General features: G+C 70.3%; 20 protein-coding genes. 12 read left to right on the top strand and 8 right to left on the bottom strand.

Annotated features, from left to right (window positions below):
• Positions 1-57 precede the first annotated feature (57 nt).
• From ACHAAJ_RS11470 to ACHAAJ_RS11455, 4 genes are all read left to right on the top strand, one after another.
• A complete protein-coding gene (locus ACHAAJ_RS11470; RefSeq protein ID WP_435728275.1) occupies positions 58-930 on the top strand; it encodes an HAD hydrolase family protein in 873 nt (290 codons plus the stop codon).
• Positions 931-1,255: 325 nt separating this feature from the next.
• Positions 1,256-2,278 carry an LLM class flavin-dependent oxidoreductase gene (locus tag ACHAAJ_RS11465; protein WP_435728274.1) on the top strand — a complete coding sequence of 341 codons (1,023 nt, stop codon included), beginning with the start codon at positions 1,256-1,258 and terminating at the stop codon, positions 2,276-2,278.
• Between the two features lie 144 nt (positions 2,279-2,422).
• Positions 2,423-3,805 (top strand): FAD-binding oxidoreductase, encoded by a 1,383-nt coding sequence (locus ACHAAJ_RS11460; RefSeq protein ID WP_435728273.1) that lies wholly within the window; start codon positions 2,423-2,425, stop codon positions 3,803-3,805.
• 179 nt (positions 3,806-3,984) lie between these two features.
• Positions 3,985-4,899: an AEC family transporter gene (locus tag ACHAAJ_RS11455; RefSeq protein ID WP_435728272.1), complete on the top strand. Its 915-nt coding sequence runs from the start codon at positions 3,985-3,987 to the stop codon at positions 4,897-4,899.
• Here ACHAAJ_RS11455 and ACHAAJ_RS11450 read toward each other — a convergent pair.
• From ACHAAJ_RS11450 to ACHAAJ_RS15670, 4 genes are all read right to left on the bottom strand, one after another.
• The gene (locus tag ACHAAJ_RS11450) at positions 4,896-6,356 is read right to left on the bottom strand and encodes an aldehyde dehydrogenase family protein (protein ID WP_435728271.1); all 1,461 of its coding nucleotides are present in this window, start codon (positions 6,354-6,356) and stop codon (positions 4,896-4,898) included. The genes ACHAAJ_RS11455 and ACHAAJ_RS11450 overlap by 4 nt on opposite strands.
• 120 nt (positions 6,357-6,476) lie before the next feature.
• On the bottom strand, positions 6,477-7,670 hold the full coding sequence (locus tag ACHAAJ_RS11445) for an O-succinylhomoserine sulfhydrylase (RefSeq protein WP_435728270.1): 1,194 nt from the start codon (positions 7,668-7,670) through the stop codon (positions 6,477-6,479).
• Positions 7,671-7,859: a DUF1737 domain-containing protein gene (locus ACHAAJ_RS11440; protein ID WP_435728269.1), complete on the bottom strand. Its 189-nt coding sequence runs from the start codon at positions 7,857-7,859 to the stop codon at positions 7,671-7,673.
• Between the two features lie 127 nt (positions 7,860-7,986).
• Positions 7,987-8,178, bottom strand: coding sequence for a DUF8730 family Cys-rich protein (locus tag ACHAAJ_RS15670; protein WP_494337658.1), 192 nt, complete (start codon positions 8,176-8,178; stop codon positions 7,987-7,989).
• Positions 8,179-8,353: 175 nt separating this feature from the next.
• On the opposite strand from ACHAAJ_RS15670, the gene ACHAAJ_RS11435 reads away from it, so the two are divergent.
• On the top strand, positions 8,354-9,757 hold the full coding sequence (locus ACHAAJ_RS11435) for an MBL fold metallo-hydrolase (RefSeq protein WP_435728268.1): 1,404 nt from the start codon (positions 8,354-8,356) through the stop codon (positions 9,755-9,757).
• Between the two features lie 106 nt (positions 9,758-9,863).
• Here the strand turns inward: ACHAAJ_RS11435 and ACHAAJ_RS11430 are convergent, their stop codons facing one another.
• Positions 9,864-10,121: a metal-sensitive transcriptional regulator gene (locus tag ACHAAJ_RS11430; RefSeq protein WP_435728267.1), complete on the bottom strand. Its 258-nt coding sequence runs from the start codon at positions 10,119-10,121 to the stop codon at positions 9,864-9,866.
• 78 nt (positions 10,122-10,199) lie between these two features.
• Here ACHAAJ_RS11430 and ACHAAJ_RS11425 point away from each other — a divergent pair, with 78 nt between their 5' ends.
• The 5 genes from ACHAAJ_RS11425 to ACHAAJ_RS11405 all read left to right on the top strand — a co-directional run bounded on the left by ACHAAJ_RS11425 (position 10,200) and on the right by ACHAAJ_RS11405 (position 14,002).
• Positions 10,200-10,841, top strand: coding sequence for a rhodanese-like domain-containing protein (locus tag ACHAAJ_RS11425; RefSeq protein WP_435728266.1), 642 nt, complete (start codon positions 10,200-10,202; stop codon positions 10,839-10,841).
• A gap of 35 nt (positions 10,842-10,876) precedes the next feature.
• Positions 10,877-11,173: a rhodanese-like domain-containing protein gene (locus ACHAAJ_RS11420; protein ID WP_435728265.1), complete on the top strand. Its 297-nt coding sequence runs from the start codon at positions 10,877-10,879 to the stop codon at positions 11,171-11,173.
• Between the two features lie 67 nt (positions 11,174-11,240).
• Positions 11,241-12,125 (top strand): sulfite exporter TauE/SafE family protein, encoded by an 885-nt coding sequence (locus ACHAAJ_RS11415; protein WP_435728264.1) that lies wholly within the window; start codon positions 11,241-11,243, stop codon positions 12,123-12,125.
• 58 nt (positions 12,126-12,183) lie between these two features.
• Positions 12,184-13,500 carry an MFS transporter gene (locus ACHAAJ_RS11410; protein WP_435728263.1) on the top strand — a complete coding sequence of 439 codons (1,317 nt, stop codon included), beginning with the start codon at positions 12,184-12,186 and terminating at the stop codon, positions 13,498-13,500.
• A 91-nt stretch (positions 13,501-13,591) separates the two neighbouring features.
• Positions 13,592-14,002, top strand: a complete 411-nt coding sequence (locus ACHAAJ_RS11405) for a DUF302 domain-containing protein (protein WP_435728262.1) — start codon at positions 13,592-13,594, stop codon at positions 14,000-14,002.
• A 221-nt stretch (positions 14,003-14,223) separates the two neighbouring features.
• On the opposite strand, the gene ACHAAJ_RS11400 is transcribed toward ACHAAJ_RS11405, so the two are convergent.
• On the bottom strand, positions 14,224-15,051 hold the full coding sequence (locus tag ACHAAJ_RS11400) for a DUF4352 domain-containing protein (RefSeq protein ID WP_435728261.1): 828 nt from the start codon (positions 15,049-15,051) through the stop codon (positions 14,224-14,226).
• Positions 15,052-15,350: 299 nt separating this feature from the next.
• Between ACHAAJ_RS11400 and ACHAAJ_RS11395 the strand changes: the two genes are divergently transcribed.
• Positions 15,351-16,874 carry a metal ABC transporter solute-binding protein, Zn/Mn family gene (locus tag ACHAAJ_RS11395; protein WP_435728260.1) on the top strand — a complete coding sequence of 508 codons (1,524 nt, stop codon included), beginning with the start codon at positions 15,351-15,353 and terminating at the stop codon, positions 16,872-16,874.
• 164 nt (positions 16,875-17,038) lie between these two features.
• Entirely contained in the window at positions 17,039-18,091 is a 1,053-nt protein-coding gene (locus ACHAAJ_RS11390) for a metallophosphoesterase family protein (protein ID WP_435728259.1), read from the top strand.
• Positions 18,092-18,444: 353 nt separating this feature from the next.
• Here ACHAAJ_RS11390 and ACHAAJ_RS11385 read toward each other — a convergent pair whose 3' ends face one another.
• Positions 18,445-18,756: a thioredoxin family protein gene (locus ACHAAJ_RS11385; RefSeq protein WP_435728258.1), complete on the bottom strand. Its 312-nt coding sequence runs from the start codon at positions 18,754-18,756 to the stop codon at positions 18,445-18,447.
• 50 nt (positions 18,757-18,806) lie between these two features.
• Complete coding sequence (locus tag ACHAAJ_RS11380) at positions 18,807-19,199, bottom strand: VOC family protein (RefSeq protein WP_435728257.1); 393 nt, start codon at positions 19,197-19,199, stop codon at positions 18,807-18,809.
• Between the last annotated feature and the right edge of the window lie 162 nt (positions 19,200-19,361).

Below are 19,361 nucleotides of genomic sequence, written 5' to 3'. Positions count from 1 at the left end.
TCTTTCGTACACCTATCCCGACACGGCTGGACGGCCCACGCGGGTAAACTCCGGATCATGATGCCTAAGCCAACGCCGACAGCACCGACAGCACCGACCGCGACGACGATCCGGGCCGTTTTCCTCGACGTGGACGGCACTTACGCGGACTACGGGGTGGTTCCCGACGGCCATGTGCGCGTGGTGCGGGCCGCCCGCCGGGCCGGCCACAAGGTCCTGCTCTGCACGGGGCGCCCCCTGTCGATGCTTCCGTCGAGCATCGTCGGCGCCGGGTTCGACGGGATCGTGGCGAGCGCCGGCGCGTACCTGACGGTGGACGGCGAGGTGCTGATGGACCGGACGTTCCCCGCCGATCTCGCGGCCAGGACGATCGCCGCGCTGGATGCCCACGACGCCGTCTACACGCTCGAGGCCCCGGACGCCCTCCACGTGCACCCGAAGGTGGAACCACGGCTGCGGGCCATCGTCGAGGGCCACTTCCGGCAGCGCGGCGACGGCGACGCCGAGGGCTCGTCGGCCGTCCTGGACGCGCTGACACCATTCACCGACCCCGCCTCCGTTTCCTTCGCCAAGGTCTCCGTCTTCGAAAGCCCCGTCCCCGTGGAGCGGATCGCGGAGGACATCGGGAGGGGAATCGCGCTCGTCGAGAATTCGATCGCGGACGAGGGGCGGCATTCCGGCGAGCTCTACCAGCGGGGCATCAGCAAAGCCGACGGGATCGCCGCCGCCATGGACCACTTCGGCATCGCGCGCGAGAACACCGTTGCCATGGGCGATGGCCAGAACGACCTGGAGATGATCGCCTACGCCGGCGTGGGCATCGCCATCGAGGGATCCTCCCCCGAGCTCCTGGAACTGGCGGACCGGACGGCCGCTCCCCCGCACCGGGAAGGTCTGGTGGCCGCCTTCGCCGACTTGGGACTCTGCTAAGGCGGCTGCCGCCCTCCCACGCCAACGGACGGCATCCGTGTCGGGGTAAGTGGGGCAAAGACTGAATCTTTCGTACACCTATCCCGACATCGATGCGTCGCGGGCACGGAGCCAACGCCCACCGCGCACACAGCATCCACCAAGAACCGGCACGTAGCGTCGTAGACACCTTCCTCAAGGTGCGAATGATAGCAAGTGACGGGATGCCCCGGCCGTGGACAGCGGCCGGGGCATTCGTCTGCCCCGTGCCGTTTCCGGCAACCGCCGAGGCGCACGGACGCGGGGCGCAGGAATAGGACGCGCCGGCGTCGTGTTGGATCCTGTTGTGAAGAACATCGGATTCCTGTCCTTCGGCCACTGGACCGACCACCCGCAGTCCGGCACGCGCAGCGCGTCGGACGCGCTGCTGCAGGCGATCGACCTCGCCGTCGCGGCGGAGGAGCTCGGCGCGGACGGCGCCTACTTCCGCGTCCACCACTTCGCGCAGCAGTACGCCTCCCCGTTCCCGCTGCTCGCGGCAATCGGCGCGAAAACCAGCCGCATCGAGATCGGCACCGGCGTGATCGACATGCGCTATGAAAACCCGCTCTACATGGCGGAGGACGCCGGCGCCGCCGACCTGATCTCCGGAGGCCGACTGCAGCTCGGCATCAGCCGCGGCTCACCAGAGCAGGTCATCGACGGCTGGCGCCACTTCGGTTTCGCCCCGAACGACGGCGAGTCCGACGCCGACATGGGCCGCCGCCACACCGAGCGCCTCCTCGAGGTGCTCACCGGCGAGGGCTTCGCTCAACCGAGCCCCAACCCGATGTTCCCGAACCCCCCGGGCCTGCTGCGCGTGGAGCCGCACTCCGCAGGCCTGCGCGAACGCATCTGGTGGGGTTCCGGCTCCAACGCGACGGCCGTGTGGGCGGCGAAGCTGGGCATGAACCTGCAGAGTTCCACGCTCAAGGACGACGAATCCGGCAAGCCCTTCCACGTCCAGCAGGCCGAGCAGATCGAGCTGTACCGGCAGGCGTGGAAGGAGGCCGGGCATGCGCGGGAGCCGCGCGTCTCGGTCAGCCGCAGCATCTTCGCGCTCACGGAAGAGCGCGACTGGCAGTACTTCGGCCGCGACCGTTACAGCTCCGACCAAGTCGGCAACATCGATCCGAAGACGCGCGCCGTGTTCGGCCGGTCCTACGCGGGATCCCCGGACGAGCTCGTCGCCAAGCTGGCCGAGGACGAGGCGATCGCCGCGGCAGACACCCTGCTGCTCACCGTCCCCAACCAGCTGGGCGTCGACTACAACGCCCACGTCATCGAATCCATCCTGACGCACGTGGCCCCGGAGCTCGGCTGGCGGTAGGCGCGCGGCCGGACCGGTACGGCGTCGTCCGTGTCGGGGTAAGTGCAGGAATGGGCGAGCCTTTCGAGCATCTACCCCGACACGGATCTGAGTCTGCGGTCACGCGCTTTTGACGCGGGTCACATGGCACTGCTGGAATGAGCCATGACCGCCACCACGAGCACCGCCGTCGTCGACGCCCTGCGCGAGGCCCTGCCCGGCCTCGTCGACACCGAGCCCGGCACCCTCGCCGCCTGCACGGCCGACCGTTCCGGGCACCACTCGGCGGGCGCCCCGCTGGCCGCCGTCGGCGCACGAACCATCGAAGACGTCCAGACGGTGTGCCGCCTCGCCTCGGAGTTCCGCACGCCCGTGGTCACCCGCGGCGCCGGCACCGGACTCGCGGGAGGCTCGATCGCCGGCCCCGGTGAAATCGTCCTGTCCCTGATGGCGATGGACCGCATACTGGAGGTCTCCGCTCAGAACCGGCTCGCCGTCGTGCAGCCGGGAATCATCAACGGCGACCTCAACCGGGCGCTCGCCGGGCACGGCCTCTGGTGGGCGCCGGACCCGGCCAGCAAGGACATCTCCACGGTCGGCGGCAACATCGCGATGAACGCCGGCGGGCTGCTGTGCGCGAAGTACGGGGTCACCCGCGAGGCCGTCCTGGCGCTCAAGGTGGTCCTCTCCGACGGCACGCTGCTCTCCGTCGGGCACCGCACCGTCAAGGGCGTCACCGGCTACGACGTCTGCGCACTCATGATCGGCTCCGAAGGCACGCTGGGAATCGTCGTCGAGGCCACCCTCAAGCTCCAGCCCCTCGTCGCCGGTCAAATCTCCACGGTTGGCGGGTTCTTCGACGGCGTCGAGGCCGCCGCCGCGGCGTCGTCCGCCATCACCGCGAGCGGACTGGTCCCGGCGATCATGGAACTCATGGACGGGCGGGCCGTTGCCGCCGTCGAGCGTTACGCCGGAGGGCCCGTCCTCGGCGGTGCCGGCGCGTACCTGCTGGTGCAGTGCGACGGTCCGGCCGCGGCCGAAACCGCCGAGCGGGTGGCCGAACTCGCCCGCGCCGCCGGCGCCCGGGTCGAGACCACCACCGACCCGGCCGAATCGGACCGTCTGGTGGGCCTGCGCCGCAACGCGTTCCCCGCGCTCGAGGCCCTGGGGACGCTGCTGGTGGAGGACATGGCCGTCCCGCGCGACCAGCTGGCGAACGCCTTCGCCGCGATCCGCCGCATCGAGGAAAAATACGGCGTGCTCATCCCCACCTGCTGCCACGCCGGCGACGGGAACCTGCACCCGCTCTTCGTGTACGACGGCGACGAGGTGCCCGACGTCGTCTGGGAGGCCGCCGGCGAGATGTTCCGGACCGCCCTGGACCTCGGCGGCACCCTGACCGGCGAGCACGGGATCGGGCTGCTCAAACGCCGCTGGCTCAAGGACGAGCTCGGCGAGGAGCAGTACGTGCTCCAGCGCCGGATCAAGGCCCTGTTCGACCCGCTTGGCATCCTCAACCCCGGGAAGATGTTCGTCCCGGAGGCCTGACAGGGGCTACCTTCCGGCCGGCTCCCGCCACCGGCTAACGGCGGGCCGCACGGATCGCTTCGCATCCGTGTCGGGGTACATGTACGAAAGCGCGAGGTTTTCGTGCATGTATCCCGACACGGACGCGCCATTAGGGGCCGGGCTTTGCGTGGGGCGGCCGCGGACAGCAGAGTGGAGAGGTGCAGCCCGTCTTCGCGGTGATCGTCCCGGTGGCCTTCGTCCTGGCCCTCGGCGTTTTCCTGCGCGCCCGGGTGCTGAAGTCCCCGGAGCCGTGGATGGGACTCGAGTTCACCACCTACTACGTGTTCACGCCCGCCCTGTTCATGGTCTCGATCGGCAACGCCGACCTGTCCGCGGTTCCGCTGGGACCGCTGGCGGCCGCGATCACGGTGCCGGTGCTGCTCGTGGCGGGCGCCGCCGTCGTGCTGTCGCGGGCCTTGGGATTCCCGGGCCCCGCCGTCGCGGCGATGATGCAGGGTAGCATCCGGCTGAACACGTACATCGGGCTGGCGTTCGCACAGGCGGTCTACCAGGTGCAGGGGGTGGCCGTGTTCGCGCTGGCGTGCGCCGTGATGGTGCCGCTGGTCAACGTGCTCTGCGTCGCGGCGCACTCGGCCTGGGGCAGTTCGCCCGGAACCAAACACCAACCGATGTGGCGCGAGCTCGCGACCAACCCGCTGATCGTGGGCTGCATCGCCGGCGTCCTCCTGAACGTGGCACCGTGGCGATTGGAGCCTCTGGACGCCGTCCTGACGATGCTCGGCGCGCCGGCGCTCGCCTGCGGCACGCTCGCCGCCGGAGCCGCGATCACGCTCAAGGTCACCCGCGGGGACCTGGCCGCGCTGCCGCTCGTGGGCGTGCTGAAGTTCGCGGCGATGCCCGCGGCCGCGTTCGGCATGGGCACCTGGCTCGGCCTGCCGCCGACCGCGCTGTTCGCGGTGGTGCTGATCTGCTCGCTTCCCGTGGCGGCGTCGTCCGTGATCCTGTCTTCGCGGCTCGGCGGGGACGTGCGGCTCATGGCCTCGCTGAACGGGTTCCAAACCGTCGCGTCGATCGCCACGCTGCCGGTGACGCTGTGGTTGACGGGGGTCTAGAACGGATAGGGCGCGATCTCCGGACGCACCGTCAGCCACTGCGTCTCGGTGAACGCCTCGATATTCGCCGCGTGGCCGCCGATCCGTCCGCCGTTCCCGGAGTCCTTGACCCCGCCGAACGGCGAGTTCGGCTCGTCGGAGACGGTCTGCTCGTTGATGTGGATCTTCCCCGAGTCCAGGCGGTCGGCGAGCCGCATGGCCTGGCCGACGTCGCCGAGGATCGCGATCGATAGCCCGTAGTTGCTGTCGTTCGCGATCGCCACGGCCTCGTCGAGGTCGGTGAACTTCCGCACCGGCGCGACGGGCCCGAAGATCTCCTCCCTCCAGGCGTCCAGCGACGGATCCAGGTCCGCCAGCACGGTCGGCGGGTAGAACCAGCCCCCGCCGCGCTCGCCGCCCGCGGCCAGCCGCGCCCCGCCGGCGACGGCGGCCTGGACGATCCCGTCGATCCGCTCCAGCTGGCGCCCGTCGATGATCGGGCCGATCGCCACCTGCCCGCTCTTCGGGTCCCCGACCGGCAGGTTCCGCGCCTTCTCGGCCAGGGCGTCGACGTAGTCGTCGTAGACGTCCGCGTGCACCACGTGCCGCCCCGTGGCCATGCAGATCTGGCCCTGGTGCATGAACGATCCGAACGCCGCGGCGCTGGCGGCCCTGGCCAGATCCGCGCCGGGCAGCACGATCATCGCGCTGTTGCCGCCGAGCTCGAGGTGCGCGCGCTTGAGCAGCCGCCCGCAGGTCTGGCCGATCTTCCGGCCCGCGGCGGTGGAGCCGGTGAACGCGACCACTCGGACCTCGGGCGCCTCCACGACGGCGGCTCCGACGTCGGCCCCTCCCGGCAGCAGCGAGAGGAGGCCGGCGGGCAGGCCCGCCTCTTCGAAGATCCGCATGATGGTGACCCCGGCGCAGACGGATGTGCGCGGGTCCGGCTTCAGCAGCACCGCGTTGCCGAGCGCGAGGGCCGGCGCGACGGCGCGGATGCCCAGGATGAGCGGGAAGTTGAACGGCGAGATCACGGATACGACGCCGGCCGGGCGGCGCCGCGCGAACGACCAGCGGTCGTCGTTGGTGGTGAGCACCTCGCCCGCGGGCAGGCTGGGCAGGGCGGAGGCCTCGAAGCATTCGTTGGCTGCGGTGTGGCTCTCGAGGGCCGCCTTCGGCGGGATGCCGCCCGATTCGCGCACGATCCAGTCGTCGACCTCGGCCGCGTGTTCCTCCCAGAGCAGCCCCGCCCGGCGCAGGACGGCGGCACGCTCCTCGGGTTTGCGCGCGGCCCAGTCGCGTTGCGCGGCGGCGGCGGTCTTCGCGGCGCGGGCGACGTCGTCGGGCGAGGCCACGCCAATCCGGCCGATCACATCCTGGGTCGCCGGCTCGACGACGTCTTGGACGCCGCCGGATCCCGCCGTCCAGCCGCCGACGTGGATCTTGCCGTCCCAGACGGACGGATCGAGAAAAGACACGAGCTACTCCTTTGGTCCGGGCGCACCAATACCGCCCCATCGGTGGTGGTGCCGCCAGCCTACGTCCGCGGGCCGGTTCCGGCCACAGGTGCGGGGCCGGGCCCGGGTGCGCGGTGGCGCTCAGTCGCCCAGCGCGGCGTCCAGATCCTTCAGGAGGTCGTCGGTCGCCTCGAGGCCAACGGACAGCCGGACGACGCCGTCGCCCAGGCCGATCGCGGCGCGCCCCTCCGGTCCGATGGCCCGGTGCGTGGTGGTGGCCGGGTGGGTGATCAGCGACTTCGCGTCGCCGAGGTTGTTGGAGATGTCGACCAGCCGCAGGCCGTTGAGCAGCCGGAAGGCCGCCTCCTTGGCCGTGCCGCCGCCCGGTTCCAGCTCGAACGTGACCACCGTCCCGCCACCGCTCATCTGGCTCAGCGCCAGCTCGTGCTGCGGATGCGACTCCAGGAACGGGTAGACGACGCGGCGGACGCGCGGCTGCCCCTCGAGCCAACGGGCGATCCGCAGCGCCGACGCCGTCGAGTAGTCGACGCGCAACGGCATCGTCTCCAGGCCCTTGAGCAGGGTCCAGGCGTTGAACGCGCTCAGCGCGGGACCGGTGTGGCGCATCAGGTTCCGCACGGGGCCGTCGATGAAGTCCTTGCGCCCGAGGACCGCGCCGCCGAGCACCCGGCCTTGGCCGTCCATGTGCTTGGTGCCGGAATACACCACGACGTCGGCGCCCAGGTCCGTGGCCCGTTGCAGCAGCGGGGTGGCGAAGACGTTGTCCGCCACCACCTGCGCGCCCGCGGCGTGCGCCAGGTCGACGACGGCGCGGATGTCCACGAGCTCCTGAAGCGGGTTGGACGGGGATTCGAAGAAGACGGCGGTGGCCGGCGTGGACAGCGCCCGTTCCCACTGCGCGAGGTCGTGCCCGTCCACGAACACGGTCTCGACGCCCCAGCGCGGGAGGATCTCGTTCAGGACCACGAAGCAGGATCCGAAGAGGCTCCTAGCCGCGACCACCCGATCCCCCGCCGCCAGCAGAGCGCCGAGCGCCGTGAACACCGCGGACATTCCGCTGGCCGTGGCGAAGCACGCCTCGGCGCCCTCGAGCAGCCGCAGCTTCTCCTGGAACGCGGCGACCGTCGGGTTCCCGTAGCGGGAATAGACGAACCGCTCGACCTCCCCGTTGAAGGACGCCTCCGCCGCCTCCGCGGACTCGAACACGTAGCCCGAGGTCAGGAACATCGCCTCGGAGGTCTCCTGGAAATGCGTGCGGTCGATGCCGCCCCGCACCGCCCGCGTCCGCGGGTCCCAGCCGGCGGCCTCCTCCACCTAGCCGTCCTTCCGCGCCAGGACGACCGCCTGTGCCGCGATCACGCGTTCGCCGTTGAACGTCAGCGACGGGCCGCCGTGGAGCTCGTACCCCTCGGCGAGCGCGGCGGATACCCGCTCGCAGAACGCGCGGTCGTCGGTTCCGGTGAGCAACCGGTAGGCCAAGGGGGACTCGGCTGGATCGGACATGGGTTCACTCCATCGTTTCGGGCGGTCGGGGGCCCCCGCAGGTACCCGCGCAGTTCACGGTACCCGTGGGTGGCCTCCTCGCACCTCCCCACATGACGCCCGTCGACGAGTTCACCACCGATCGCGGCTACTTCCGGCCGATGAGTCTCCGAAACCACCCCGCCCGCGCCGGGCTGTCCGTACGCGGGGACTTCGCGTTAGGAGTACCACACGCGCAGCGGGCGGTTTTGGGGACATGGCGCATGACTTGGTCCACGTGGTTGCCGCATCCGGCCCACGTGGTCTTTCCGCATTTTCGGCAGGTAACTGCTCGGCACATTCTGTGGCTCCGTTTCGATGGTGGGGGTCCTGGCATCCACCATCATGAGCTATACCCCCCTAGGTATGCAATCGCGACCGGGCGGCCTTGCGCCATACCCCCCTAGGTATTATTGTTGGTCTTGAAAGACGGATACCCCCCGGGGTGTCCACGACGATTCCCAAAAGGAGACCACATGCTGCTCGAACGCATCTACGACGAGGACCTGGCCCAGGCAAGCTACTTCATCGGCTGCCAGCGCAAGGCCGAGGCGGTCGTTGTCGACGCCCGTCGCGACATCGGCACCTACCTGGACCTCGCCGCCGCCAACGGCATGAAAATCGTCGCCGTGGCCGAGACCCACATCCACGCCGACTACCTCTCCGGCACCCGGGAGCTCGCCGCCGCCACGGGTGCGGAAATGCACGTCTCCGGCGAGGGCGGGGAGGACTGGCAGTACGGCTTCGACGCCAACCGGATGCACGACGGCGACGCGATCGCCATCGGAAACATCACCGTCAAGGCCGTCCACACCCCGGGCCACACCCCGGAGCACCTCTCGTTCCTGGTGACGGACGGCGCGTTCAGCGACCAGCCCGGCTACCTGCTCTCCGGCGACTTCGTGTTTTCCGGCGACCTCGGACGACCGGACCTGCTGGACGAAGCCGCCGGCGGCACCGACACCCGCTTCGAGGGCGCCAAGCAGCTCTTCCGAAGCCTGCGCGAGAAGTTCCTGACCCTGCCGGACCACGTCCAGGTCTACCCGGCCCACGGCTCGGGCAGCGCCTGCGGGAAGGCCCTCGGCGCACTGCCTTCCACCACCGTCGGCTACGAGCGCCTCTACGCCTGGTGGGGCCCCTACCTCCGGGCCAACGACGAGCAGGGCTTCATCGACGAACTGCTCGACGGCCAGCCGGACGCCCACGCCTACTTCGGCCGCATGAAGCGCGAAAACCGCCACGGCCCGGCCCTGCTGGACGACCGGGGCCCGCTGCGGGAGCTTGCGGCGGACGACGTCGCCCGCGACCTCGCGCGCGACGCGGTGACCTTCGTGGACACCCGCCCGAACAACGAGGTCCACGCGGGAACCGTCGCCGGTTCGGTCAACATCCCGGCCGGGAACAAGACCGCCAGCTACGGTGCCTGGGCGATCGACCCCGAGTCCGACGACCGGCCGCTGGTCCTGCTCGCCGCGGACCAGGAGCAGGCGCAGGAGCTCAGGGACCACTTGGTCCGCGTCGGGATCGACGAGTTCTCCGGCTACGTCACCGGAATCGAAGGTCTTCCGCAGCAGACACCGCGGCTGATCCAGCCCGCCGAGCTGGAGGACCTCGACGCCGCGCTGGTGCTGGACGTCCGCAACAAGACCGAGCACGCCGACGGGCACATCCCCGGATCCCGGCAGCTCAGCGCCGGCCGCGTCCTGTGGCACCAGGACCAGCTGCCCGCCCAGGGAACCATCGTGACCTACTGCCAGAGCGGCGTGCGGAACTCGGTGGCCGCCAGCGCCCTGCGCCGCGCCGGGCACGACGTCGTCGAGCTCGACGGCAGCTACGCCGCATGGTCCGACTGGAAGGCCACCCAAACCGCAAACGCCTAGCGGCACGGAGCCGGCGGCCCCCCAGGCCGCCGGCCGGCACGGAAAGGGCGCCCCGCGTGAAGCGGGGCGCCCTTTCCGTCACCGGCTTTCGCCGGCCGGGAGGATGTCAGGCCAAGCTCAGGAAAAGCTTTTCCAGGTCCTTCTTGTCCATCGAGTTGTCCTCGCTCGCCAGGCACTGCTGCAAGCCGGTGGCGATGATCGCGAACCCGGCCCTGTCCAACGCCTTCGAAACCGCCGAGAGCTGCATGACCACGTCCTTGCAGTCCCGCCCCTCCTCCAGCATCCGCGTGACGGCGGCCAACTGGCCCTGGGCGCGCTTGAGCCGGTTGACGACGGGCTTGAGTTCTGCGGTGTCCAACTGCACGAGTGCCTCCTGGGGCGGGTCTCCGAACTTTCTACCCAATTCTATACCCCCTAGGGTTTGTTGCATACCCTAGGGGGTATGTGGCAGACTTCTGGAGACACATTCGTTCGACCGAAAGAGGCCCTCTTGACCTCCGCAACCGCCACCGTGACCGGACTCGACGCGCAGACCCTGCGCCAGTGGATCGACCGGCACGAGGACCTGATCGTCATCGACGTGCGCTCCGCCGCCGAATTCGAGACCCTCCACATCCGCGGCTCCTACAACGTGCCGCTGCCGCTGCTCTCCGAGCACGCCGACGAGCTCGCCGAGCGCCTCGGCGCGCGCGTGGTGCTGGTCTGCCAGTCCGGAGTGCGCGCCGCCCAGGCCCGCACGCGCCTCGGTGGCGCCGGCATCGGCACCGCACTGGTCCTCGACGGCGGAGTGCCCGGCTTCGCGGCCGCAGGCGGCGACGTCGTGCGCGGCGCCCAGCGCTGGGACCTCGAACGCCAGGTGCGCATGGCCGCCGGCTCGCTCGTACTCGCCGGCCTCGTCGCCGGGAAGCTCGTCTCGCCCAAGCTGAGCCTCCTCGCCGGCGCGATCGGCACCGGCCTGACCTTCTCCGCCGCCACCAACACCTGCGCCATGGGCCAGGCCCTGGCCAAGATGCCCTGGAACAAGACCGCGTCCGAACCATCGGCCCGGGACGCGATCGATCAGATCCCCGCAACACAGTCCTGATCCCACCCCCTCCACCACGAACCACAGGAGCAACCATGCCCGAAATCACCATCGACGAGGCCAACCGGCGCCGCGCGGAAGACCAGATCCTCGACGTCCGCGAAGGCTTCGAGACCGCCGAGGGCATGATCCCCGGCGCCCTCCACATCCCCATGGGCGACCTGGACGCGCGCCTGGGCGAGATCGACCGCGACCGTCCCGTGATCGTCGTCTGCCGCAGCGGCAACCGCAGCGCCCGCGTCGCCGACGCGCTGGGCGCCGCCGGCTACACCGCCGACACGATGGCCGGCGGCATGACCGCCTGGCAGGGCGCCGGCCTGCCCTCCGCCTAGGCGCTCGACCCGAGCGGCAACCAACCCGCGCAAACCAGCCCCTCCCCCCAGACAAGGATCCCCACCCATGACCGTCACGCTCGCGCTGACCCTCCTGCTCTCGGTGCTGATCGGGCTCTCGCTCGGCCTGCTCGGCGGCGGCGGGTCCATCCTCACCGTCCCGATCCTCACCTACGTCGCCGGCCTGAACCCCAAGGAAGCCATCGCCGCCTCGCTGTTCGTCGTCGGCGCGACCTCCGCCGTCAGCGCCGTCGACCACGCCCGCAAAAAGCGCGTGAAGTGGCGCACCGGCCTGGTCTTCGGCGCCGCTGGCATGGCAGGGGCCTTCGGCGGCGGACTCCTCGGCGGGCACATCCCCGGAACCATCCTCATGATCGCCTTCGCGCTCATGATGGTCGCCACCTCCCTGGCCATGATCCGCGGCCGCAAGGACCGCACAGCCACTGCCCACGACGGCGAACTGCCCGTGGGCAAGGTCATCATCGAAGGCCTCGTCGTCGGACTGGTCACCGGACTCGTCGGCGCAGGCGGCGGCTTCCTCGTCGTCCCCGCACTCGCGCTGCTCGGAGGCCTGTCCATGCCCGTCGCCGTCGGCACCTCGCTCGTCGTCATCGCCATGAAATCCTTCGCCGGCCTCGGAGGCTATCTCACCACCGTCACCCTCGATTGGGCGCTTGTCGGCGGGGTCACCGTCGCGGCGATCCTCGGCTCGTTCATCGGGGCCCGCCTCGCCGGACGCATCCCCGAGGCCGCCCTGCGCAAGGGATTCGGCATCTTCGTCCTGGCCATGGGTGTCTTCGTCCTGATGCAGGAACTGCCCTCCCCCGCCAACCTCGCCGTCGGCATCGTGGCCGCCGCCCTCGCCGCGGCCGCCGCGCTCTGCTGGCTCGCCATCCCCGCATGCCCACTGCGCAAGGCACTCGCGCCCACCGCTACAACCGAAACCCGCTAGCCGAAGAAGCGCGCCATAGCCGCCCACCCTTCCCGTAGACCCCCTCAGGAGCTTCCGCATGACGAACACCGCCGGCCCGCGCGTGCCCGTACTGGGACTGCGCGCCAACGCGGCGCAATTCGCCCTGCTCGTTGCGGTCAACGCATTGGTCGGGGGCATGGTCGGCCAGCAACAGACCGTCCTGCCGCTTCTCGCCGAGGCCGAGTTCGGGCTGACGGGGTACACGTTCGTCTTCGCCTACGTGGCCGCCTTCGGCATCACCAAGGCGACCGCCAACTGGTTCGCCGGGACGCTCTCGGACCGGTACGGACGCAAGCCGGTGCTGCTGGCCGGTTGGCTCTTCGCCGTGCCGGTGCCCGTCATGCTCATCCTCGCGCCGGACTGGAGCTGGGTGGTCGCCGCGAACGTCCTTCTGGGCATCAACCAAGGGCTGACCTGGTCCACCACCGTCGTGATGAAGATCGACCTCGTCGGGCCGGCGCAACGCGGGCTCGCCATGGGCCTGAACGAAGCCGCCGGCTACGGGGCCGTGGCGGCAGCGTCCCTGCTGGCCGGCCACCTCGCCGAACAGTACGGTCTGCGCCCCGCACCCTTCCTTCTCGGTCTCGCCTACACCGCATTGGGACTCCTGCTCTCCGGCGCACTCGTCAAGGAAACCCGGGGCCACGCCCACCTGGACGCCGGGAATATGACCGGTGGCGGCGCGCAGGGGTATGGCGTCGACGCCAACCTGACCAACCGCCAGATCCTGTCCCTCACCAGCCTGCGGGAACCGGCGCTGTCCTCGGCCAGCCTGGCGGGATTGGTGAACAACCTGAACTTCGGCCTCGCCTGGGGCCTGTTCCCCCTGCTGTTCGCCACAGCCGACCTGAGCACGGCGCATATCGGCCTGCTCTTCGCGCTCTACCCGGGGGTGTGGGGATTGGGGCAACTGGTGACCGGTGCCCTCTCCGACCGGATCGGACGCAAGCACCTCATCAGCGCAGGAATGGCGACCCAGGCCGCCGCCCTGTCAGTCATCGCCCTCGGCCACGGGTTCGGGGCTTGGGCCGCCGGAACCGTGCTGCTCGGCGTCGGAACCGCGATGGTCTACCCCACGCTGCTGGCCGCCGTCGGCGACGTCGCCCACCCCGCCTGGCGGGGACGCGCCGTGGGCGTCTACCGCGTCTGGCGCGACCTCGGCTACGCGGTCGGCGCGATCCTCGGCGGTGTCGTTGCCGACGCGGCTGGCCTGCAAGCCGCCGTCTGGTCGGCAGCGGCCCTCAGTGCGGCCGCGGCCATCGCCGTCGCGGTCCGAATGTACGAAACGCACCCCCCTTCCGCCCGGCGAACGGACCCTGACCTGCGGCTTCCGCGCCGAGAAACTCGCAGGTAGCGTGGCGTAGGTGACAGGTTCCGCCGCGCTCCACCGCAACGGACCACTGACCCGACAAACTCAGCCACACCGAAACACAAGGAGAAACCCCATGACCTACACCCACAGCATCACCGTCACCGCCGGCTGGGACGAGACGGTCGCCAGGACCCGCGACGCACTGGCAGAGCAGGGTTTCGGTGTCCTGACCGAAATCGATGTGAAAGCCACCTTCACCAAGAAACTCGGGCAGGAGGCCGGCGATTCCGTGGGCGACTACATCATCCTCGGCGCCTGCAACCCGCAGCTCGCCCAGCGCGGAATCGCCGCCGAACCGGAACTCGGCGCCCTGCTCCCCTGCAACGTCGTAGTCCGCCGTGCGCCCGACGCCACCGAAACGACCGTTGAGACCATCGACCCCCAAACCATGGTCCAACTCAGCGACAGCGACGCCACCCGCGACATCGCCAACGACGCGGACACACGCCTCCAGGCGGCCCTCAAGGACATCTCGGGACGCTAACGCGCCAGGCAGCATCTGGCGACGGCTGCAGACGATGCCCTAGTCAGACAGTGGAGCACGGGGACCATCTGGATTACCTGCACGACGGACACCGCCATGCCGAACACGAGGGCCATTACGACGAGCACTAGGTAGGCATTCTGCCTCCCACGCTTATCGGTTGAACCCAACGCGGTGGCCGTCCCCCTCGGGGGACGGCCACCGTCCGTGTTCCCTGCCGACTACTTCGTGGCCCAGAGCGCGGACGCGTCGTCGAAGGACAGCGTCTCCGTGACGCGGACCTTGGCATCCTCGACGGCCGCCGCCGGGACATCGAACGCCACCTCGTAGGCACCGTCCCCGCCCCTGGTCAGCGTCGGCACATCCGTTTCGGGGTTCGCCGTCACGGCCATGGATGTCGAGGAGTCGTAGATGCGGGCGTCGGAGCCAACGAGTTCCGGCATCAGGTCGATCCAGGCGTCGCCCTCCTTGTCACCGTTGTAGACCACCGAGAGCCCGACGAGCACGTACTGGCCGTCGGCCTTCTCGTTGAAGGGATTCGCCGAGGCGATCTCCGCGGCCGCGTCCAGGACCACGGAGTCCACGGTGACCGAGTATTCACCGACCACGGCGGACTCCCCCAATGCAAGGACCTGCGTGGTGTCTTCCGCCTGCTCGACCACCGCCGCGGGCGCGGCCACCTCTCCGTCGGCCGCATCCTCGATGGCGGTCGACACCTCGTCGATCGCGGCCGAATACGCGGCCTGCGTCGCGAAAACCGCCACGAGGGCCACGATGGCGATAATGCTCGAGGCGATCCCCAACCCCTTGCCGCCGTTGCGCTTGGCCGCCAGGACCAGCGAGACGATGCCCAGCACCAGCGCCACGACGCCGAGCACCGCCGCGAAGTTGTTGATGATCGGCACCCAGGACAACAGCAGCGCGACGATGGCTACGGCCAGGGCGGCCACGCCCAGGCCCTTGCCGGCCTGCGACTTCGGGGCCGTCGCGTGCGCCTGAGACGCGGGCGCGGGTGCGGGTGCGGGTGCGAGTGGATTTTTTACGGACATGTTTCCCCCATGAGAATCTTCGACGCCGTTGCGGAGCCGATGGCTTCGACCTCGCCGGGCGCGCTGGCCACCGCGTCGGTCGGGACCGGATTCGATCCACCACAAACACTGGCGCGAGGTCCCGACAGTTTGACCCGACATCGGGATCGAGCCGCCATGCCATCGGTACAAGGAACCGCTCGCGGCCCTGAAGGAGGCCTGCGCTTCAAGTCGACATTCGCGCACTCTCCCAGCTGATTGCGACGCACGTCCCCTAACATAAGTAATGCGAACTGTTCTCAATACAGTACAGTTCTGGCATGCTTTTGTTTCCACCTCGCCCCGTCCTGCCCGTCGTCCTCGCCGTCGACCTGTTGAAAACCCCCGGATTGAACCCGTTGCCGGCCGACGCCGCCCCGGACGAACGCGAGGACGCGGGCCACGACCACGGCTCCACCGACCCGCACTTCTGGCTCGATCCCGCCCGCTACGCCACGGTCGCCCGGGCGATCGCGGACGAGCTGACCGCCGCGGACCCCGACAACGCCGACGCCTACGCCGCGAACCTCGCGGCGCTCACGGCGCTCACGGCGGACCTCGACTCCCTGGACGCCGAACTCGCGGACGGACCCGCCGACTTCGCCGAGGACACCCTCGTCGTCGCACACTGGGCGTTCGGCTACTTCGCGGACCGCTACGGCCTCACACAGATCGGCATCGCCGGCCTCTCCCCCGACGACGAGCCCGACGCCCGCACTCTCGCCGACATCACCGAAACGGCCCACGCGGCCGGCGTCGGAACGGTCTTCTTCGAGGAGGCCCTGCCGCCGAAGCTCGCCGAGGGCGTCGCTGACGCAGTCGGCGCCGACGTCGCGGCCCTGAAAACCGCCGAACTCGTCCCGGCCGACGGCGACCACCTGGACCTCATGCGCGCCAACGGCGGATCCGTCCGTGCGGGCCTGGGCTTGCCCGCACACCGGCTCCGTGATGCGCTGCGGCTGCACCGGCGCCCAGCCTGCCCCCGGCATCGCCTACGTCCCGCAGTCCCCGGAACTGCGCACCGCCTTCCCGCTCAGCGCCGCGCAGGTGGTCGCCACCGGCAGCCTCGACTCCCGCCGCTGGTGGCGCCGTCCGGACGCCGGCCAGCGCGCGGCCGCGGCCGACGCCATGGAACGGCTCGACGTCGAGGCCGCCACCAAGCTGAACACCGCCCTGGCCGCGGTCGCCGACGGGGGCACGGCGGTCCTCGCCTCCGTCCACGACCTGGACCTGGTCCGCGGCACGTTCTCCCGCACGATAGTCCTGGACCGGCGGATCCTGGCCGACGGCCCCACCGCCGAGCTCCTCGCCGGGGTCGCCGCCGCCTCGCTGCTCGGCGGCTCCCTGCTGCTGGGCGGGCTCGCCAGCGCCGCCGTGATGGCGTCACCGGAACGGACATGGCACTGCAGGCGGGCCTGGCCGCGCTGGTGCTCGGCGCCGTCGTCCTCATCCTGCCGGTGCTCACCGCCACCACGTTCGACACCGGCCACGCGCGCTCCCTCGGCGTCAACACCACCGTCCTCGACGTCGCGCTGGTCCTCGCGCTCGGCCTGGTCGTGGTGGTGGGAATGACGACCGTCGGCGTGCTGGTGGTGGTGCTGTGCACCGCCGCCTCCCTCGGCGGCCTGCTCGCCGCCTACCACCTCGCCCTCCCCGCCGGCCCGGTGATCGCCGTGGCCGCCGTCCTGCTCGTCGCCGTCTGCGCGCTGCCGCGCCTGGCCGTCCGTCGCGCGGAGTCCGCCAGCGCACCGTACAGGCGTTCGCCGTGCCTGGACGACTCCAACGTGACGTTCCGGGACCTGTAGGATCCGGCGCCGCGCGTCTGCGCACTCGCCCGTAACCTGGCGGACACCGCGCCGTCGCCGGCCATCAATGCCGGCACCATACCGTGGGCGACGGCCGCCCCCGGCCCCGGGCCGTGCCCGGCACCGCACCACGGCAAACCCTGCCGCAGCACAAGGAGTCACCCATGCGTTCCCGCATCCTGTCCGGCGTCGCCGCCCTGGCGTTCGCCGTCCCCGCCGCCGTCGCGTCCTCCGCCGTCCCGGTCCTGGCCGACCCCGGGCAGCCGCAGCCGGACGGCGCCGCCTACACGTTCGGCGTCATCGGCGACATCCCCTACGGCGCCGAACAGCTCGCCGCGTTCCCCGGCATGGTCACCGAACTCAACGAGCAGGACGACCTGCGCTTCATCTCCCACGTCGGCGACATCAAGGCGGGCTCCGAGCAGTGCACCGACGAGCGGTTCGGCGTGGTCAAGGACCAGTTCGACCGCTTCGAGGCCCCGCTGGTGTTCACCCCCGGCGACAACGAGTGGGTGGACTGCCACCGCGAAAACAACGGCGCGTTCAACCCGCTCGAGCGCCTCGACACGCTGCGCGACATGTTCTTCGCCGAACCGGACCGGACACTCGGGGGCACCATGCGCGTCGATTCCCAGGACGCGATCGGCCTGCCCGAGAACGTCCGGTTCGCGGAGAACCGCGTCGCGTTCTCCGTGGTCAACGTGCAGGGTTCCAACAACGCGCTGGCCCCTTGGTCCGGGCTCGGCCACACGGAGCCGACGGCGGAACAGCTCGCGGAGGTCTGGCACCGCACCGACGCCGGACTCGCCCAGCTGCGCGAAACGTTCGACGACGCCGAGCGCACCCGGGCGCGGGCCGTCGTCGTCATGACGCAGGCCGACATGTTCACGCCCGGCCAGGAAAAGGCCGCGCTGGCCGATCCTGCCTCCGTCTCCGGCTTCGCCCCCGTCATCGAAGCCCTCGCCGAAGAGGCCGCCGCATTCGACGGTCCGGTGTACCTGGTCAACGGCGACAGCCACGTCTTCCACGAGGACGAACCGCTCACCGCCGGCTCCCCGTGGCTGGAGGTCTACGGCGTCGAACCGGTGGACAACCTCCAGCGGGTCACCGTGGAGGGCTCCGCCACGTCCGGGGAATGGCTGCGCGTCAGCGTCGCGGCGAACTCCGCGAAGACCGAGGAGGTCCTCACGTGGGAGCGTGTGCCCTTCTCCGAATAGTCCGCACGAACCCCGGCGTCGCATGACCGAGAACCACCGCCCGGGATCCCCCGTCCGGCTCGGGCCCCCAGCGAAGGTGCAACACACATCGACGACACCCTGACGGATACCCCGCGCCACAACGAGCCGCCGTTCAACGGACAGGCGTAACGCGCATTAGCTTCCACAACGAAGCACAAGTGGCTGGAAACCCAGGAAACTAGGGGCCGTTCGGCGCAGGCGCCGGGCGGTCCCTTCGCGTGTCCGGACGGGCGCGGGGGCTCCCGGAAGGCGGCGGGCACCGATGTGGCGCCGGCTGACCGGATCGGCGCGGGCGGATCGGGCGGTGTAAACCCGTGGGGCCGAAGCCGGGTTCAGAACCCCCGCTGGCCCAACGCGTCCTGGATCTGCTCCACCGTGGGAAGGCCGGCGAAACCGGCGGGAGTCCGGTAAATCCGGCAGGCCAGATCGCCCGCCGGGGCACCCTCGGGGAAGATGTCCACCCCGTCCACCGTGATGGTGGGCGATCCGGCGAAGGCGGTCCCGGCCATTTCCGCCGCCGACCCCACCAGCCGCATGCGCACTTCCTCGTCCGGATGGCCCAGCGCGTCCAGCGCGGTCTTCACGCGCTCGGCGGCGTCGTTCGAGTTGGGGCATTCGTCAATGTGCAGAAGCTCAACGGTCATGGCAACATTCTCCCCCGGTTGCGGCCGAATGCCGTGCCAGTCGTCGATTATCAGAGAGTGCGCTGGTCGCGGCGCATCGGGTGGTCCTCGGGAACCTGGACCAGGGCGATCCGGGTGCCGTCCGGGTCCTCGATCCACGCCTCGATCAGCCCCCACGGCTCCTGCCGCGCCTCGCGGACCGGGTCCACGCCCTGGTCCGCGAGGCGCCGGAGCTCGTCGGCGACGTCGCGCACCTGCAGCCACAGAATCAGGGACGACGGCGTTCCGGCCTCCCTGGTTCCGGAGACCTCCAGCGTCCCGCTGCCGAGGAAGAACACGACGCCGGCATGCTCGCCGGACCCGAACTCCCGGGAGACCCCGAGCTCGAGGACGTCCCGGTAGAACGCCTGGGTTTGCTGGAGGTCGACGGGTCGCAGGAGCACGCGGCTCGAGAGGATATCCATGCTTCCCATCATGCCTCGTCGCGCCATTCCGTCCACCCCGGCCCCCTGCCGCAGCCGTGTCGGGGTAAGTGCGGGAAAGCGCCGGGCTTTCCGACATCTACCCCGACACCGATGCGTCCCGGGGGCCGCTGGCGACGGACCGGTTCCCCAACTGTCCGCTCC

It is taken from the genome of Arthrobacter arnarulunnguaqae, assembly GCF_051262515.1.
Taxonomy (GTDB): Bacteria; Actinomycetota; Actinomycetes; order Actinomycetales; family Micrococcaceae; genus Arthrobacter_N.
Note: the sequence above shows the minus strand (reverse complement) of the source record. Positions and strands in the feature narration are given on the sequence as shown.